At 74.5% G+C, this 17,235-nt stretch carries 18 protein-coding genes; 14 read left to right on the top strand and 4 right to left on the bottom strand.

Annotated features, from left to right (window positions below; translation table 11 throughout):
* Nucleotide 1: 1 nt before the first annotated feature.
* On the bottom strand, nucleotides 2-712 hold the full coding sequence (gene cofC / locus POF43_RS30045; protein WP_282704860.1) for a 2-phospho-L-lactate guanylyltransferase: 711 nt from the start codon (nucleotides 710-712) through the stop codon (nucleotides 2-4).
* A 192-nt stretch (nucleotides 713-904) separates the two neighbouring features.
* Here cofC and POF43_RS30040 point away from each other — a divergent pair, with 192 nt between their 5' ends.
* The 3 genes from POF43_RS30040 to POF43_RS30030 are packed head-to-tail and all read left to right on the top strand — an operon-like array spanning nucleotide 905 to nucleotide 3,844.
* Complete coding sequence (locus tag POF43_RS30040; protein WP_271312760.1) at nucleotides 905-1,639, top strand: lysophospholipid acyltransferase family protein; 735 nt, start codon at nucleotides 905-907, stop codon at nucleotides 1,637-1,639.
* Complete coding sequence (locus POF43_RS30035; RefSeq protein WP_271312761.1) at nucleotides 1,636-2,640, top strand: NAD(P)H-dependent glycerol-3-phosphate dehydrogenase; 1,005 nt, start codon at nucleotides 1,636-1,638, stop codon at nucleotides 2,638-2,640. Before POF43_RS30040 ends, POF43_RS30035 begins: the two co-directional genes overlap by 4 nt.
* Before the next feature lie 34 nt (nucleotides 2,641-2,674).
* Nucleotides 2,675-3,844, top strand: coding sequence for a D-alanine--D-alanine ligase family protein (locus tag POF43_RS30030; RefSeq protein WP_271325231.1), 1,170 nt, complete (start codon nucleotides 2,675-2,677; stop codon nucleotides 3,842-3,844).
* Nucleotides 3,845-3,885: 41 nt separating this feature from the next.
* On the opposite strand, the gene POF43_RS30025 is transcribed toward POF43_RS30030, so the two are convergent.
* Complete coding sequence (locus POF43_RS30025) at nucleotides 3,886-4,449, bottom strand: DUF3515 domain-containing protein (RefSeq protein ID WP_282704859.1); 564 nt, start codon at nucleotides 4,447-4,449, stop codon at nucleotides 3,886-3,888.
* A gap of 97 nt (nucleotides 4,450-4,546) precedes the next feature.
* Nucleotides 4,547-4,780 (bottom strand): Lrp/AsnC ligand binding domain-containing protein, encoded by a 234-nt coding sequence (locus tag POF43_RS30020; protein ID WP_271314311.1) that lies wholly within the window; start codon nucleotides 4,778-4,780, stop codon nucleotides 4,547-4,549.
* Nucleotides 4,781-4,992: 212 nt separating this feature from the next.
* Here POF43_RS30020 and POF43_RS30015 point away from each other — a divergent pair, with 212 nt between their 5' ends.
* Nucleotides 4,993-5,952 (top strand): thiamine-phosphate kinase, encoded by a 960-nt coding sequence (locus POF43_RS30015; RefSeq protein WP_271314310.1) that lies wholly within the window; start codon nucleotides 4,993-4,995, stop codon nucleotides 5,950-5,952.
* Nucleotides 5,953-6,045: 93 nt separating this feature from the next.
* Nucleotides 6,046-6,867: a bifunctional hydroxymethylpyrimidine kinase/phosphomethylpyrimidine kinase gene (thiD, locus tag POF43_RS30010; protein ID WP_271324446.1), complete on the top strand. Its 822-nt coding sequence runs from the start codon at nucleotides 6,046-6,048 to the stop codon at nucleotides 6,865-6,867.
* Between the two features lie 155 nt (nucleotides 6,868-7,022).
* Here thiD and rpmB read toward each other — a convergent pair whose 3' ends face one another.
* Entirely contained in the window at nucleotides 7,023-7,208 is a 186-nt protein-coding gene (rpmB, locus tag POF43_RS30005) for a 50S ribosomal protein L28 (protein ID WP_014628431.1), read from the bottom strand.
* 600 nt (nucleotides 7,209-7,808) lie between these two features.
* Between rpmB and POF43_RS30000 the strand changes: the two genes are divergently transcribed.
* The 9 genes from POF43_RS30000 (at nucleotide 7,809) to rnc (ending at nucleotide 17,209) form a co-directional block, all read left to right on the top strand.
* Nucleotides 7,809-9,563, top strand: a complete 1,755-nt coding sequence (locus POF43_RS30000) for a DAK2 domain-containing protein (protein ID WP_271324447.1) — start codon at nucleotides 7,809-7,811, stop codon at nucleotides 9,561-9,563.
* A 426-nt stretch (nucleotides 9,564-9,989) separates the two neighbouring features.
* A complete protein-coding gene (gene recG, locus POF43_RS29995) occupies nucleotides 9,990-12,302 on the top strand; it encodes an ATP-dependent DNA helicase RecG (protein ID WP_282704861.1) in 2,313 nt (770 codons plus the stop codon).
* Between the two features lie 123 nt (nucleotides 12,303-12,425).
* Nucleotides 12,426-12,944: a hypothetical protein gene (locus POF43_RS29990; RefSeq protein WP_271314307.1), complete on the top strand. Its 519-nt coding sequence runs from the start codon at nucleotides 12,426-12,428 to the stop codon at nucleotides 12,942-12,944.
* 85 nt (nucleotides 12,945-13,029) lie between these two features.
* The gene (gene rsmD, locus POF43_RS29985) at nucleotides 13,030-13,641 is read left to right on the top strand and encodes a 16S rRNA (guanine(966)-N(2))-methyltransferase RsmD (protein WP_271323142.1); all 612 of its coding nucleotides are present in this window, start codon (nucleotides 13,030-13,032) and stop codon (nucleotides 13,639-13,641) included.
* A gap of 26 nt (nucleotides 13,642-13,667) precedes the next feature.
* Nucleotides 13,668-14,147: a pantetheine-phosphate adenylyltransferase gene (gene coaD / locus POF43_RS29980; protein ID WP_271314313.1), complete on the top strand. Its 480-nt coding sequence runs from the start codon at nucleotides 13,668-13,670 to the stop codon at nucleotides 14,145-14,147.
* 146 nt (nucleotides 14,148-14,293) lie between these two features.
* A complete protein-coding gene (locus tag POF43_RS29975) occupies nucleotides 14,294-15,445 on the top strand; it encodes a F0F1 ATP synthase subunit B (protein ID WP_271323141.1) in 1,152 nt (383 codons plus the stop codon).
* Between the two features lie 156 nt (nucleotides 15,446-15,601).
* The gene (locus POF43_RS29970) at nucleotides 15,602-16,240 is read left to right on the top strand and encodes a YceD family protein (protein WP_271314312.1); all 639 of its coding nucleotides are present in this window, start codon (nucleotides 15,602-15,604) and stop codon (nucleotides 16,238-16,240) included.
* Nucleotides 16,241-16,242: 2 nt separating this feature from the next.
* Nucleotides 16,243-16,416, top strand: a complete 174-nt coding sequence (gene rpmF / locus POF43_RS29965) for a 50S ribosomal protein L32 (protein ID WP_271314305.1) — start codon at nucleotides 16,243-16,245, stop codon at nucleotides 16,414-16,416.
* A 19-nt stretch (nucleotides 16,417-16,435) separates the two neighbouring features.
* Nucleotides 16,436-17,209 carry a ribonuclease III gene (gene rnc, locus POF43_RS29960; protein ID WP_271314304.1) on the top strand — a complete coding sequence of 258 codons (774 nt, stop codon included), beginning with the start codon at nucleotides 16,436-16,438 and terminating at the stop codon, nucleotides 17,207-17,209.
* Nucleotides 17,210-17,235 lie beyond the last annotated feature (26 nt).

Raw genomic sequence — 17,235 nt, 5'->3', positions numbered from 1 at the left:
CTCACGCCCCCTCCGCACTCTGCCGTTCCGCCCCCTCCGCGCCCCGCCGTTCCGTGCCGCCCGCCAGCCCCGCCAGCCCCGCCGCGCTCGCTGCCAGTGCCGTGCGCGGGCCCACCCCCAGGCCCAGCGCCACCGCCAGGTCCTCGGCGGTGTCCACGTCCCGCCGTACCGAGTCCACGCCCGGGGTGCGGATCTCCCGTGCGCCGGACGCCCGGTGCCGGGCCCGGGAGGGGCCGCCGAACGCCGGGGCGAGGGCGAGCCCGGCCGCCGCCGCCAGCAGCGTCGTGCCGATCCCGGCCGCGTCCGGCAGGAACGCCCGGCCGGCCGCCGCCGCGGCGTCCAGCACCGCCGCCAGTTCCGCGGGCCGCAGCGCGGGCAGATCGGCGCCCAGCGCCGCCACGGCCGCGTCCGGCGCGTCCCGGCGGATCGCCGCGGCCCCGTGCGCCAGCGCCGCGTTGAGCCCGGCCGCCGGGGTGTCCGGCACGATCCGCGCCCCCAGCCCGGCCAGTTCGGCGCCCGCCACCGGGTCGTCGGTCACCACCGTCACCGCGCGCACCGCGCGGCAGGCCAGCGCCGCGGCCACCGTGTCCTGCGCGAACGCCAGCGCCAGCCCCGGCCGCACCGCGTCCCCGGCCGCCCCCGCCAGCCGGCTCTTCGCCAGCCGCAGCGGTTTGAGCGGCACCACCAGATCCCACACCGTCGAGCTGCGCACCAGGTCATTCTGCACGCGGCCTGCGCCGGGCGTCCCGCGGACGGGGACTACCGTGTCCCTACGCGCCGGGCGGGCGCTTCTCGACACAGCGTCGGCCCGGGGCCACACTTGTGCGGCTGTCCACGTGCCGTGTCGCCTGCTCCGCAGCGAGCCGGGGCCGCCCTGGACAGCGCCAATCGAGGAGGAGTCCTGGTGTCCCGCCGCAGAATCGGCTTCTGGTACCGCTTGGCCGCCGTCATCGCGAAGCCGCCCCTCATTGCGGCCTTCAAGCGGGACTGGCGGGGAATGGAGAACATTCCGGCCGAGGGCGGTTTCCTCACCGCCGTGAATCACACTTCCTTGATCGATCCGCTGTGCTACGCGCATTTCCAGTACAACACCGGACGCGTCCCGCGGTTCCTGGCCAAGGACGGGCTCTTCAAACCGTTCTTCATCGGCTCCTTCATGCGCAACACCGGCCAGATTCCGGTTTACCGCGCCACCGCCGACGCGGCCGGCGCGTTCCGTGCCGCGGTCGAGGCCGTCAACGCCGGTGAATGCGTCGTGTTCTACCCCGAGGGCACCCTCACCCGCGACCCGCAGCTGTGGCCGATGATCGGCAAGACCGGCATCGCCCGGGTCGCGCTGCTGACCCGCGCGCCGGTCGTCCCGGTCGCCCAGTGGGGCTCCAACGAGCTGCTGGCGCCGTACTCCAGCCGGCCGCGGCCGTTCCCGCGCAAGACCAACCGGGTGCTGGCCGGCCCCCCGGTGGACCTGTCGGCGTTCTACGGCGAGGAGATGACCGCCGAGCTGCTGCGCAAGGTCACCGAGGCCATCATGGACTCGGTGACCGCACTGGTCGCCGAACTGCGCGGCGAGCAGGCTCCGGCCGAGCGGTACGACCCGCGCAGGAACAAGGGCAACCAGCACGAAGGAATCGCCAAGTGACGACGCGTTGCGCGGTGTACAGCGCCGGCTCCTGGGGCACGGCGTTCGCCATGATCCTGGCCGACGCGGGCTGCGAGGTCACCCTGTGGTGCCGCCGGGCCGAACAGGCGGCGACCATCAACACCACCCGCACCAACCCCGACTACCTGCCGGGCGCCGAACTGCCGCCCGGGGTACGGGCCACCACCGACCCGGCGCGGGCGGCACACGGCGCCGAGTTCGTCTTCCTGGCCGTGCCGTCGCAGACGCTGCGGGCCAACCTGGCCGCCTGGGCGGACCTGCTGCCGCCGGACGCGGTCCTGGTCAGCCTGATGAAGGGCGTCGAGCTGGGCACCGCCAAGCGGATGACCGAGGTGATCGCCGAGGCCGCGCACGCCGGTCCCGAGCGGGTCGCGGTGCTGTCCGGCCCCAACCTCGCCCCGGAGATCGCCGAACGCCAGCCGGCCGCCTGCGTGATCGCCTGCCAGGACGAGGCGGTGGCGGTCCGCATCCAGGCCGCCTGCCACACCGCCTACTTCCGCCCGTACACCAGCACCGACGTGGTGGGCTGCGAACTCGGCGGCGCGGTCAAGAACGTCATCGGCCTCGCGGTGGGCATCGCGCAGGGCATGGGCCTGGGCGACAACGCCAAGGCGTCGCTGATCACCCGCGGCCTGGCCGAGACCACCCGGCTGGGCCTGGCGATGGGCGCCGACGCGCACACCTTCGCCGGGCTGGCCGGCCTCGGCGACCTGGCCGCCACCTGCGCCTCCCCGCTGTCGCGCAACAACACCTTCGGCGTCAACCTCGGCCGCGGCATGACCCTCCAGGAGACGCTGGCGGTGACCAAACAGGTCGCCGAGGGCGTCAAGTCCTGCGAATCGGTACTGGATCTGGCCCGCCGGCACGGCGTCGAGGTACCGATCACCGAGACGGTGGTCGACATCGTCCACGAGGGCAAACCACCCCTGGTGGCCCTGAAGGAACTGATGGCGCGCTCCGCCAAGGCCGAGCGTCGCTGACCTGCACACGACCAAACGGTAGGGTCTTGGCGACATGAGCGACATGACTGCATCCTCCAGCCCCTCGCTGCCCCGCGACCCGGCCGGCCGCAAGCCGCGGGTCGCCGTCGTCTTCGGCGGCCGCAGCTCCGAACACGCCGTCTCGGTGGTCACCGCGGGCGCCGTGCTGCGCGCCATCGACCGGGAGCGTTACGACGTCCTGCCCATCGGCATCACCGCCGACGGGCGCTGGGCGCTGACCGCCGACGAACCGGACCGGATGGTCATCGACGGCCGCACGCTGCCGGACGTGGCGTCGCTGGCCGGGTCGCTGGACGGCACCGTCGCGCTGCCGGTCGACCCGGTCAACCGCGAGGTGGTCTACACCGAGCCCGGCGCGGTGCCCAAGGCGCTCGGCCAGGTCGACGTGGTCTTCCCGGTGCTGCACGGCCCGTACGGCGAGGACGGCACCCTCCAGGGGCTGCTGGAGCTGTCCGGCGTGCCGTACGTGGGGGCCGGTGTGCTGGCCTCCGCGGTCGGCATGGACAAGGAGTACATGAAGCGGGTCTTCACCTCGTTCGGGCTGAACGTCGGCCCGTACCAGGTGGTCCGGCCGCGCGAGTGGGAGCAGGACCCCTCGGCGGTGCGGGCCCGCGTGGTGGCGTTCGCCGGCACCCACGGCTGGCCGCTGTTCGTCAAGCCGGCCCGGGCCGGCTCCTCGATCGGCATCACCCGGGTCACCGGCCCGGCCGGTCTGGACGAGGCGATCGAACGCGCCCGCCGGGAGGACCCCAAGGTGCTGGTCGAGGCGCTGCTGACCGGCCGCGAGATCGAGTGCGGCGTGCTGGAGTTCGAGGAGGGCCCGCGCGCCAGCGTGCCCGCCTGGATCCCGCCCGCCGACGGGTTCGACTTCTACGACTTCGAGGCCAAGTACATCGACTCCGCCGAGGGCGTGGTGCCCGCGCCGCTGACCGGTGCGGAGACGGCCGAGGTCCAGCGGCTGGCGGTGGCGGCCTTCGAGGCGGTCTCCGGCGAGGGCCTGGCCCGCGCCGACTTCTTCCTCACCGACGACGGCGAGTTCGTCATCAACGAGATCAACACCATGCCGGGGTTCACCCCGATCTCGATGTACCCGCGGATGTGGCAGGCCAGCGGCCTGAGCTACCCGGAGCTGATCGACCAGTTGCTGCGCACCGCGCTGCGCCGGCCGACCGGGCTGCGCTGACCCGCGGTCCGGCCCGCCCCCCGCCGATCCGTTCCGGCCGGTCAGTCCAGCTCGGCAGGAACGGTTTTGCGGACCAGCGTCCCCAGCGTCGTCAGGCTGTCGGTGGAGTCGGCCTTCCCCGTGTACTGGGCGGGGACGGTCACCTCCACGTAGGCTTGCCGCCCGGTGGTCGTCATGAGCACGTCGACCTGGTGCGTCGTCTGCGGCAGCCAGTTGACGCCGCCGAGGTCGGCGGCCTCGGCGTTCGGGTCGTAACCGGCCGAGCCGGGCGTCAGCAGGGCCGGGCGCGGCACCCCGCAGCGCAGCACGATGGCCGGCGAACCCCAGGCGGCGGTGAAGTCCGACGACGGTGAGGTGGTACGCCGGGCCAGCCCGTGCAGCGACTTCGGCAGCACCCGGTGCAGGGCGAGGCAGTCCCGCGCCGCCGCGCCCGCCGGACGCGGCGCCGCCACCTGCTGCCGGTCGCTCCCGCAGGCGGCCAGCGGCAGCAGGCAGCACACGGCGGCCAGTACGCGGGCGGCCGGACGGCCCGCCACGGACCGGCGCGGGGGCCGGCGGGCGGAGGCGGGCGGCGCGGGGGACGGGACGGGGAGCGAGAAGTTCACCGGCCGAGCATAGGACGGACCGGCCACCGGCCACCGGGCAGGTGGCCCGGGCCGGCCCGGGAGACGGGACGCGGGGCAACCGCGCCGGGGGACGGGGTCAGATGTGGACCACGGGACAGGTGAGCGTGCGGGTGATGCCGTCCACCTGCTGGACCCGGGCGACCACCATGTGTCCCAGCTGGTCGACGGTGTCGGCCTGGGCCCGGACGATGACGTCGTACGGGCCCGTCACGTCTTCGGCCAGCATGACACCGGGGATGCCGGAGATCGTCTCCGCGACCGCGGTGGCCTTGCCGACCTCGGTCTGGATCAGGATGTACGCCTGGACCACGAAACCTCCACGGCGGCTACGGGGATCATGTGGGAAAGGACCGCAACGGTACCGCGTCAGCCTGTGGCACGGGGAGACCCCCGTCCCGGCGGGCCCGGCGCGCCGGGGGAGCGGAACGTGTGCTGTATTGACGCTATGGACGCGGTGCGGCCCGCAACGGGCCGCCGGGTGAAGGGGGCTGCGTTGCCGGTCTTGGCGAAGGAGCGAGTCGGATGAAGGGGACCGTGGGGGAGCTCGGGGAGTTCGGGCTCATCAGGGAGTTGACGTCCCGGCTCACCACCACCGCGGCCGTCGCCCTCGGACCGGGGGACGACGCGGCGGTCGTCGCCACCCCGGACCGGCGGGTGGTGGCCAGTACCGACGTGCTGCTGGAGGGCAACCACTTCCGGCGCGACTGGTCCACCGCCTACGACGTCGGGCGCAAGGCGGCCGCCCAGAACCTCGCCGACATCGCGGCGATGGGCGCGGTGCCCACCGCGCTGCTGCTCGGCCTGGTGGTGCCGCCCGACCTGCCGGCGACCTGGCCGGTGGAGCTGATGGACGGGCTGCGCGACGAGTGCCAGGTGGCCGGCGCCGCGGTGGTCGGCGGCGACGTGGTGCGCGGCGCGACCATCACCGTCGCGATCACCGCGCTGGGCAACCTGGGCAACCGCGAACCGGTCACCCGCTCCGGCGCCCGGCCCGGCGACGTGGTCGCGGTCACCGGCTGGCTGGGCTGGTCGGCGGCCGGCTTCGCGGTGCTCTCCCGCGGCTTCCGCAGTCCGCGGGCGTTCGTCGAGGCGCACCGCAGACCCGAGCCCCCGTACCACGCCGGACCCGCCGCCGCCGATCTCGGCGCCACCGCCATGACCGACGTCAGCGACGGCCTGATCGCCGACCTCGGCCACATCGCGGACGCCAGCGGCGTGGTGATCGACCTGCGCTCGGGCGACCTCGACATCCCGGCCCAGATGCGCGACATCGGCCACGCGGTCGGCGTCGACCCGGTGCGCTGGGTGCTCACCGGCGGCGAGGACCACGCCATCGTGGCCACCTTCCCGTCCGGCACCAAGCTCCCCGCCCGGTGGAAGATCATCGGCGAGGTCCGCCCGCCGGCCGGCCGGCCGCAGGTCACCGTCAACGGCGCCCCGTGGGAGGCGGCCGGCGGCTGGGAGCACTTCGGCGACGCGTGACCGGGCCGCGCCGGGCCGCCGTTCGCCGGGAGTTCACCGCCGCCTGCGGACGGCGTCACCGGATGCGGTCCGGCAGCGGTTAGGTTGCCCGGTATGAGCAATCCTCCGGGCCCGCCGCGCGCGGTGCCGCCACGGGTGCTGTCCGTCGCCGGATCGGACTGCGGCGGCGGCGCCGGCCTACAGGGCGACCTGAAGACGGCCGCGGCGCTCGGCGCGTACGGCATGAGCGTCGTCACCGCCGTCACCGCGCAGAACTCGCAAGGGGTGCATGGCAGTTGGCCGCTGCCCGCCGAGGCGGTACGCGCGCAGTTCCGCGCGGTCACCGATGACATCGGCGTGGACGCGGTCAAGACCGGCATGCTGGCCTCCGCCGAACTCGCCGGCACCGTGGCCGATCTGCTGGCCGGCCTCGGCGACCGGGTCCCCGTGGTGGTCGACCCGGTCGGCGTCTCCAAGCACGGCGACCCGCTGCTGGCGCCGGACGCCCTGCGCACCCTGCGCGAACGGCTGCTGCCGCGCGCCACCGTGCTCACCCCCAACCTCGACGAGGCCGGCTGGCTGACCGGGGTACGGGTGACCGGCGAGGACGGCATGCGCGAGGCCGCCGCGGCACTGCTGGCGTACGGACCGCGCTGGGTGCTGGTCAAGGGCGGCCACCTGCCCGGCGGCGCCGCGGCCGACCTGCTGACCGACGGCACCGGCGAGCACTGGTTCCGCGCCGCCCGCCACCCCAACCGGCACACCCACGGCACCGGTTGCGCGCTGGCCACCGCGATCGCCGTCCAGCTGGCCCGCGGCGCGGCCGTCCCGGCGGCAGTCGGCTCGGCCAAGCGCTACGTCACCGGCGCGATCGCCGCCGGCTTCCCGCTCGGCGGCGGCATCGGCCCGGTCGACCACGGCTGGCGGTCCCGCTGACGCACCGCCGGCGGTCCCGCCGACGGCGGTCGCCGCCCGGGGCCGCGGGTCCCGCGGGTGCGCCCGGCTGCCGCGGGGCATGCGAAAAGCCGGTCCTCCCCGGAGGGTGGACCGGCTCTCGGAAGCCGCTCGGCCGCGCTACGACGACTGAGACGTCAGCGCGCGACCTTGCCGGCCTTGATGCACGAGGTGCAGACATTGAGGCGCTTCGGCGTCCGACCGACCACGGCACGCACCGTCTGGATGTTGGGGTTCCAACGACGGCGAGTACGGCGGTGCGAGTGCGAGATGTTGTTGCCGAAGCCCGGCCCCTTGCCGCAGACGTCGCAGTTGGCAGCCACGGGTCACTCCAAAGACTTCAGATGCACGTACGGTGGATCCCAGCCGGAACCCCATGAACAGAGCACCTGGCCGGGAGGAATGCCCGATCGGTACCGGGCGCAACCGGAGCAGCATACAACGCCTGCTCCCGCCCCACGAAATTACCATGACCGGCGCACACCTCTCGCCGCGGGAGCCGCGCCGGGGGAGGCCGCGGCGCACGTCGGGGACGGCGCCGGGCCCCGAACGCGGCGACGGGCGCGGACCGGGGGAGCGGCCTGACGCGGGCCGGGGAGGCGGGCTGACGCGGGCCAGGGAGGCAGGCTGGCCGGTGCGGTCGGGGCCTGCGGCGCGGACGCCGGTCTGGGCTTCGCCGTCCTCCGGTGCGGGCCTTCGGCTTCCTCCGGTGCGACGTCCTCCGAGCCTCCGCCTTCCGTCTTCCGCCTTCCGCCTTCCTCCGGCGCGGCCCCGGCGCGCGCACGCACCCCGCGGCTTCCTCCGGCGGCGCCCGGCCCGGCGCAGCGCGGTGCCGGGGCGGGCGTCATCCGGTGGCGGGAGCGGAGGCACTAGGGTCGGGCGGACCGCCCGCCCGTCCGCCCAGCGCCCGTCAAGGAGTCCCGGTGCCGCACACCCTCGACGCAGCGACGGTGCGGACCTGGTGCGGTACGGCACTGCGCCGGCTCGGCCGGGCCCGCGAGGAGATCGACTCCATCAACGTCTATCCGGTCGCGGACGGCGACACCGGCACCAACCTCTACCTGACCGTCGACTCCGCCGCCCGCGCGCTGGACGCCGCCTGGGACGCGGCCGGCGACCCCGGCCGGCTCCCGCTGCCCGACGCGGTCCGCGCCCTCGCGCACGGCGCCCTGATCGGCGCCCGGGGCAACTCCGGCACGATCCTGGCCCAGCTGCTGCGCGGCATGAGCGAGGAACTGGCCGAACGCGGCGACGCCGAGGGCCTGCGCCGCGCCCTGCGCCGGGCCGCCGCCGCCGCGTACCAGGCGGTCGCCCACCCGGTCGAGGGCACCATGCTCACCGTCGCCGCCGCCGCGGCCGACGCCGCCGACCGGGCCCTCGCCGCCGCGCCGCGTGACGTTCCGGCGCACGGCGTCGCGCCCGAGGTTGTCGCCGGCGGTCCGCTCGGCGCGGTCGCCGCCGCCGCCCACCGGGGCGCCCGGGACGCGCTGGCGGCCACCCCGGGCCAGCTCGGCGTCCTGGAGCGCGCCGGGGTGGTCGACGCGGGCGGCCGCGGCCTGGTCGTGGTGCTGGCCGCGCTCACCGAGGCGATCAGCGGCCACGCCCCCGACCCGGGCCCGGCCCCCGTCGCGTTCGCCGCTGCCGCGTCCGCCGGCGCCGCGTTCACCGCTGCCGCGACCGCCTGCGCCGAGGTCACCGGCTCCGCCGAGGCCGTCCGCGACCGGGCCGCCCCCGACGCGTCCGCCCAGGAGGACGACGGGCCCGCGTTCGAGGTCATCTACCTGCTGGAGGCGCCCGAGGACGCGGTCGGCGTGCTGCGGGCCCGGCTCGACGCGCTCGGCGACAGCCTGGTCGTCGTCGGCGGCGACGGGCTGTGGAACGTCCACGTGCACGTCGACGACGCGGGCGCCGCGATCGAGGCCGGCGTCGAGGCCGGCCGGCCGTACCGCATCCGCGTCACGCACTTCGGCGACGCCGCCCGCCACCGGCCGCAGGACAGCGGCGGGGCGGCCGACCGGGCCCGCGCGGTGGTCGCCGTCGTCGAGGGCGACGGGCTGGCCGCGCTGTACGCCGAGGCCGGCGCGCTGCCCGTCCCGCACCGCGACGGCCGGGCCCCCGGCAGCGCCGACATCGCCGACGCCGTGCGCGGGGCCGGCGCCCGCGAGGTCGTCCTGCTGCCCTGCGACGACGCCTCGCGTGACGCCGCCGCGGCCGCCGCCGAACAGGTGCGCGCCGACGGCGTCCGGGTCGCCCTGATCCCCACCCGTTCCGCGGTCCAGGGCATCGCCGCGCTCGCCGTCCACCAGCCCGGCCGGCGGTTCGACGAGGACGTCGTCGCCATGACCGCGGCGGCCGGCGCCACCCGGTTCGCCGAACTCGCCGTCGCCGAGCACGAGTCGTGGACCATGGCCGGTGTCTGCCAGGCCGGCGACACCCTCGGCATGATCGACGGCGACGTCGCCGTCATCGGCGGCAACCTGGTGGAGACCGGCAGCATCGTGCTGGACCGCATGCTGGCGGCCGGCGGCGAGATGGTCACGCTGGTGCTCGGCTCCGGCGCCCCCGACGACCTCGCCGACCGCCTCCGGGCCCACGTCCAGTCCGGCCACCTGGCCGTCGACACCGTCGTCCACCCCGGCGGCCAGCACACCTGCCCGCTGCTGATCGGCGTCGAGTAAGGCACCGCCGGCCGGGCCGCAGGCCAGCGGTGCCGTATGCCGCTGGCAGTGGATCGCCGGTGCCGTATGCCTCCGGTGCCGTACGTCCGCGCCGCGCCGCAGAACGCCGGTTTGCGCACACCGTCCGCGCCGCGCACCGCCGGGTGCCGTATGCCTCCGGGTGCCGCCGCGCCTCCGGTGCCGTATGCCTCCGGTGCCGCAGATCGCCGGTGCCGTGGACCGCCCGCGCCGCCACGCCTCCGGTGCCGTGGATCGCCCGCGCCGCCACGCCTCCGGTGCCGCACGCCTCCGGTGCCGCCACGCCTCCGGTGCCGTGGATCGCCGGTGCCGTGGACCGCTCGCACCGCGTGCCGCCGCATCCCCCGCCCGCCACGTGACCCCCGCCTGCCGGGCGATGTCAGCGCGGTACGCCAAGATTGGGCGGTGATGGCTGCCCTGGACGAACCCCTGCGCAAGGCCGTCGGCGACCGCACCGCCAAGGTCCTCGCCGACCACCTCGACCTGCACACCGTCGGCGACCTGCTGCACCACTACCCGCGCAGGTACGCCGAACGCGGTGAGCTGACCCGGCTCGCCGACCTGCCGCTGGACGAGCACGTCACCGTCGTCGCGCAGGTGGCCAAGGCCGACAAGAAGACCTACAACGCCGGGCGCGGGGTGCGGCTGGAGGTCGTCGTCACCGACGGCAGCGGCTCGCTCACCCTGGTGTTCTTCAACAAGGCGGCCCACTTCCACCACCACCGGCTGCTGCCCGGCAAGCGCGGCATGTTCGCCGGCAAGGTCAACGTCTTCAACCGGACCCGGCAACTGGCCCACCCCGACTACCAGCTGCTCGACGCCGACGAGGCCGACGGGCCCGGCGGCGCCGAGGCCGTCGACGCCTTCGCCGGACGGCTGCTGCCGCTGTACCCGGCGTGCAAGCAGATCTCCTCCTGGCAGATCGCCAAGGCCGTCGACGCGGTGATCGACCGGCTCGACAGTGAGGTGGCCGACCCGCTGCCGGAACGCCTGCGGACCGACCGCGGCCTGGCCGCGCTGCCCGACGCGCTGCGCAAGGCGCACCGCCCGGCCACCCGGGCCGACATCGACGACGCCCGTGAACGCCTCAAGTGGGACGAGGCGTTCGTCCTCCAGGTCGCGCTGGCCCGCCGCCGCGCCGACGACGCCGCCCTGCCCGCGATCGCCCGGGTACCGGCCGCCGACGGCCTGCTGACCGCCTTCGACGCCCGGCTGCCGTTCACCCTCACCGACGGACAGCGCCGGGTCACCGGTGAGATCTTCGCCGACCTGGCCACCGAACACCCCATGCACCGGCTGCTCCAGGGCGAGGTCGGCTCCGGCAAGACCCTGGTCGCGCTGCGCGCCATGCTCGCCGTCGTCGACGCCGGCGGGCAGGCCGCGATGCTGGCGCCCACCGAGGTGCTGGCCCAGCAGCACCACCGGTCGATCACCGAGATGATGGGCGACCTGGCCGAGGGCGGCATGCTCGGCGGTGACAACCGCGGCACCAAGGTCGTGCTGCTCACCGGCTCGATGGGCGCCGCCGCCCGCCGCAAGGCGCTGCTCGACCTGGTCACCGGGGAGGCCGGCGTCGTCGTCGGCACCCACGCCCTCATCGAGGACAAGGTGCGGTTCGACGACCTCGGCCTGGTCGTCGTCGACGAACAGCACCGCTTCGGCGTGGAGCAGCGCGACGCCCTGCGCGGCAAGGGCAAACAGCCGCCGCACCTGCTGGTGATGACGGCCACCCCGATCCCGCGCACCGTCGCGATGACCGTCTTCGGCGACCTGGAGACCTCCGTCCTGGACCAGTTGCCGGCCGGCCGCTCCCCGATCGCCACCCACGTCGTCCCGGCCAGGGACAAACCGCACTTCCTGGCCCGCGCCTGGGAACGCGTCCGCGAGGAGGTCGCCGCCGGTCACCAGGCGTACGTCGTCTGCCCGCGCATCGGCGACGAGGAGGAGGGCGCGGCCGGGACCGGCGGGGCGAAGCCGGCCAAGGCGGGCAAGGCGGCCAATGCGGCCAAGGCGGGTCAGGGCGGCCGGGCCGGCGGGGCGGCGGCGGACGGTGCGGCCGGTCCCGACGGCGGCCCGGACGGCGGTGCCGACGGCGACGGTGAGCGGCGTCCGCCGCTGGCGGTGCTGGACGTCGCCGCGCAGCTCGCCGACGGTCCCCTCAAGGGCCTGCGCGTCGAGGTGCTGCACGGCAGGATGCACCCCGACGCCAAGGACGACGTCATGCGCCGCTTCACCGCCGGCCAGGTCGACGTGCTGGTCGCCACCACCGTCATCGAGGTCGGCGTCAACGTCCCCAACGCCACCGCCATGGTCATCATGGACGCCGACCGCTTCGGCGTCTCCCAGCTCCACCAGCTGCGCGGCCGGGTCGGCCGGGGCAGCGCGCCGGGGCTGTGCCTGCTGGTCACCGACGCCCCCGAGGCGTCCCCGGCCCGCCCCCGGCTCGCCGCGGTCGCCGCCACCCTGGACGGCTTCGAGCTGTCGCGCATCGACCTCGAACAGCGCCGCGAGGGCGACGTCCTCGGCCAGGCCCAGTCCGGCACCCGCTCCAGCCTGCGGATGCTCACCGTCATCGACGACGTCGAGGTCATCGAGGCCGCCCGCGAGGAGGCCACCGCCCTGGTCGCCGCCGACCCCGGCCTCGACGCCCACCCCGACCTGCGCACCGCCCTCGCCGCCCTGGTCGACGCCTCCCGCGAGAGCTACCTGGAGAAGGGCTGAGCCGGGCCCGGGAGGTGAGAGCTGACGGCACGTCAATTGTCAGACCCCCCTGGAAGAATTGACCACAGTTCGGCCGGTCCGCCGAGGACCGTCCGATCCGCCACGCCTTTGGGGGTTTTCATCATGGCGTTCCGTCATCTCAACGAACTGCCGCTGGGCGAGAAGGTCTTCCGCGTCGAACTCGCCAGCGACGACGACCTCACCGTCGCCCTGACCCTGACCGGCTGGAACGAGTCCGACCCCGCCACCGCGGTGGCCAGCGGTGAACTGCGGCTGCCGCTGGCCGACGTCGCCGCGCTGCGCATCGCCCTCAACCGCGCGCTGCGCGCCCTCGCCCTGGTCGCCGACGTCGCCGAACCCATACCCGACCGCGACGTGCTGCGCGAGCTGTTCCCCGGCCACGGCGCCCCCTGGGTGCCGCAGCACGAGGAGGAGCTGCTGCGCCGGTTCCACGACGAGGAGAGCACCGCCCGGATCGCGGCCCGCTTCGGCCGCACCCCGGACTCGCTGCGCGCCAAGATCCGCGAGCTGGGCCACGACCCGCGCCGCCCGGAGTTCTGCCCGCCCGACGGCTGCCTGTCCTGGTCGCGGTACGCCTCGGCCGCCCTGGTCGGCTCCACCGGGGACGGCACGCAGGGCTGACGTTACGTATCGTGGTGGGGCGGCGCCGGCCAGGCGCCGTTCCGCCCCGGCCCAACACCACTCGCAGAACGAGGACGTGACCGACGTGACGCGCGTCATCGCCGGGACGGCCGGCGGCCGCCGCCTGGCCGTACCGCCCGGCCAGGGCACCCGGCCCACCTCCGACCGGGCCCGCGAAGGGCTGTTCTCCAGCTGGGAGTCGCTGTACGGCCCCCTGCACGGCGCCCGGGTGCTCGACCTGTTCGGCGGCTCCGGCGCGGTCGGCCTGGAGGCGCTGTCGCGCGGCGCCGCCCACGTGCTGTTCGCCGAGGCCGACCCGCGCGCCGCCGGCGTCATCCGCGACAACGTCCGCACCCTGGGCCTGCCCGGCGCCGAGGTGCGCCCCGGCAAGGCGGAGAAGGTGCTGGCCGGACCGCCGCCCGCCGAGCCGTACGACCTGGTCTTCCTCGACCCGCCCTACGCCGTCAGCGACGACGCGGTCCGGGAGATCCTGATCACACTCCGTGCCCAGGACTGGCTGTCCGGCGACGCCCTCGCCACCGTGGAGAGGAGCACCCGGGGCGGTGGGTTCCGCTGGCCGGAGGGTTTCACGGGTCTGCGGGCCCGTCGCTACGGCGAAGGCACCCTTTGGTACGGTCTGGCCGCCCCGCCGCACGCCGCCGACCCCGGTGACGAGCGGCGCACCAACGCGTCATGAACGCACCGGAGAGCGAGGAACAACTGTTGCGCCGCGCCGTCTGTCCCGGGTCCTTCGACCCCATCACCAACGGACATCTCGACATCATCGCCCGCGCCTCCCGGTTGTACGACGTCGTGCACGTCGCGGTGATGATCAACAACTCCAAGCAGGGCCTGTTCACCGTCGAGGAGCGGATCGCGCTGATCCAGGAGGTCACCGCCGAGTTCGGCAACGTCGAGGTGGAGGCCTTCCACGGCCTGCTCGTCGACTTCTGCCGGCAGCGGGAGATCCCGGCCATCGTCAAGGGCCTGCGCGCGGTCAGCGACTTCGACTACGAGCTCCAGATGGCCCAGATGAACAACGGCCTGTCCGGCGTGGAGACGCTGTTCGTCCCCACCAACCCCACCTACAGCTTCCTGTCCTCCAGCCTGGTCAAGGAGGTCGCCCAGTGGGGCGGCGACGTCTCCCACCTGGTCCCGGAGCGGGTGCTCGCCGCGCTGCGCGACCGGCTGGCCCGTCGCTGACCGCCGCCGGCCGCCGGCCGGGCCGCCTCAGCAGCAGGTGTGCCCGGCCGGGCCGGTGGTCGTAGAGTCTGCTTGACCCGCCCGGCTCGCGCCGGGGTCCCCGACGGGTTCCGCCGAGGCACACACCGAGGAGCAGGGACGTAGCCATGGACGTGCAGAACAAGCTCGACGAGATCGTCGCGGCAGTCGAAGGCGCGCGCTCCATGCCGATGTCGGCCTCCTGCGTGATCAACCGGGCCGACCTGCTCGCCCTGCTCACCGAGGTGCGCGGCGCGCTGCCGGAGTCGCTGGCCGAGGCGCGGGCCATGCTGGGCGACCGCGAGCAGGTGGTCGCCGAGGCGCAGGCCGAGGCGGAGCGGATCATCGAGTCCGCCCACCAGCACCGCGGTTCGCTGGTCTCCGACACCGAGGTGGCCCGGCGCTCGCAGGAGGAGGCCGACCGCATCCTCACCGAGGCCCGCCGCGAGGCCGAGGAGATCCGGGTCGAGGCCGACGACTACGTCGACAGCAAGCTCGCCAACTTCGAGGTCGTCCTGACCAAGACCATCGGCTCGGTCGACCGCGGCCGCGAGAAGCTGCTGGGCCGCGACCCCGGCGAGGACGGCTACGGCTACGACGACGACGAGCCCCCGGAGCGCACCGCCGACCCGGCCGAGCTGCGCCGCCGCGCGGACGCCTACGTCGACACCAAGCTCGGCGCGTTCGAGGCGGTGCTCGCCAAGACGCTGGAGGCGGTCGGCCGCGGCCGGCAGAAGCTCACCGGCCACCGCGCGGTCGACGAGCTGGCGGCCCACATGGCGGCCCAGGACCTGGCCGACGGCGGCCCGGCCCGGCAGACCGACGACGAGTTCCTGGCCCACCTGTCCGGCGCGGTGCCGCTGCCCGCGCCGGCCGCCGCCCCGCAGCCGGTGCCGCAGGAGGTGCCGGTGGCCGACGGCTACGGCTACGGACAGCAGCAGCCCGAGTACGCCCCGGCCGCCGCCCAGGGCTACCCCGCCCAGGAGCCCGCCGCGGTCTACGCCCAGGACCCCTACCAGCGGCAGCCGCAGCCCGGCTACGACGCCTACGGCTACCCGCAGCAGCAGCCCGAGTACACCGACCCCCAGCAGCAGCCGGAGTACGCCGACCCCGCCGCGTACACCTGGCAGCAGCAGGGCGGCTACGAGCAGCAGGCGATGGTGCCGCACCAGCAGCACTACGCGCAGCAGCCGCAGCCGGCCGGGCTGGACGAGACCAGCTTCTTCGACACCAGCATGCTCGACCTCGACGCGCTGCGGCAGCTGGAGCAGGGCCACTGAGCCGGGCCCGGAGTTGGGCCCGCGCCGCTTGTCCAGTATCCTGACACCTCCGGCCGATGAATCCGCCGGTTCCGGCTGCCCGCCTTCCCGTGGGCCCGTGCCGCGCGGCGACCATCACCGCACGTCGGACGCCACTCGCAAGGAAAGCAGGAAGCCATCAACGCCCGCCTCGACCACCGCGACCCGCTCGTGTTCGACACACGTGAGCTGGGGCGCCGTCCTGGCGCGATGAAGAAGGTCTCCCGCACCGTCCCCGCCCCCGCCGACCTCGGTCTGGCCGGCGTGATCGGGGTGCCGGAGAAGACGTCGGTCGAGCTGAAGCTGCGGCTGGAGTCGGTCATGGAGGGTGTGCTCGTCAGTGGCACCGCCCATGCGCCGGTCACCGGCGAGTGCGTAAGGTGTCTGGAGCCGATCGGGCGCAAGCTCGACGCCGACTTCCAGGAGCTGTACTCCTACCCGGACGCCGGCGAACGGTTCGGCGGCACCCCCGCCGATGACACCGACGGCGACGAGGAGCAGGATCTCGTCCTCATCGACGAGATGTTCGATCTTCAACCCGTGCTGCGGGACGCGGTGGTGCTCGCACTGCCGTTGCAGCCGGTGTGCCAGGAGGACTGCCCTGGTCTGTGTTCCGAATGCGGGGCACGGCTGATGGACGATCCCGGTCACCACCACGACGCCTCCGACATCCGTTGGGCGGCTTTGCAGGGACTCGCCGATTCCTACGCACAGGACGGCGGGCAGGACCACGTCAGCGGTGCCGAGGGCGGCGCCGACGAGAAGCAGGAGAGTTAGCCGTGGCTGTTCCGAAGCGGAAGATGTCGCGCAGCAACACGCGCCACCGCCGTTCGCAGTGGAAGGCTGCGCCCGTGACCCTGGTCGCGTGCGAGCGTTGCCACGAGCCGAAGCTCCAGCACATCGCGTGCCCGAGCTGCGGCACCTACAACAGCCGTCAGGTCCTCGAGGTCTGATCGGCGGGTGACAGGCTCCATGTCAGACGCCAAGTCGTCGGCAGACTCCACCAAGGCAGCCTCGTCCCACACGCTTCTGGAAGGGCGGCTCGGGTACACACTCGAACCCGCCCTTCTGGTGCGTGCGCTGACCCACCGCTCGTTCGCCTACGAGAACGGCGGGCTGCCGACCAACGAGCGACTGGAGTTCCTCGGGGACTCGGTGCTCGGGCTGGTCGTCACCGACACGCTCTACCGCGTCCATCCCGACCTGCCGGAAGGCCAACTGGCCAAACTGCGGGCCGCGGTCGTCAACTCACGGGCCCTCGCCGAGGTCGCCCGTGAGCTGCAACTGGGCAGCTTCATCCGGCTCGGCCGGGGCGAGGAAGGCACCGGAGGACGCAACAAGGCGTCCATCCTGGCCGACACGCTGGAGGCGGTGATCGGCGCGGTCTACCTCGACCAGGGGTTGGACGCCGCGTCCGCTCTCGTGCACCGGCTCTTCGACCCGCTGATCGAGAAGTCCTCCAACCTCGGCGCCGGCCTGGACTGGAAGACCAGCCTCCAGGAGCTCACCGCCACCGAGGGGCTGGGCGTGCCGGAGTACCTGGTCAGCGAGGCCGGTCCGGACCACGAGAAGACCTTCACGGCTGCCGCCCGCGTCGGTGGTGTCACGTACGGCACCGGCACCGGCCACAGCAAGAAGGAAGCCGAACAGCAGGCCGCGGAATCCGCCTGGCGGGAGATCCGCGCGAAGCGCGAGGCCGCCGATCGGGCGGCCGCCCAGGCCACGGCGGACACCGCCGCGAGCTGACGGTGTCCGGTTCCCGGCTGCGGCCG

It is taken from the genome of Streptantibioticus silvisoli, from assembly GCF_027947535.2.
Taxonomy (GTDB): Bacteria; Actinomycetota; Actinomycetes; order Streptomycetales; family Streptomycetaceae; genus Streptantibioticus_C; species Streptantibioticus_C silvisoli.
The sequence above is the reverse complement of the archived record's forward strand: the minus strand, read 5'-3'. Positions and strand labels throughout refer to the sequence as shown.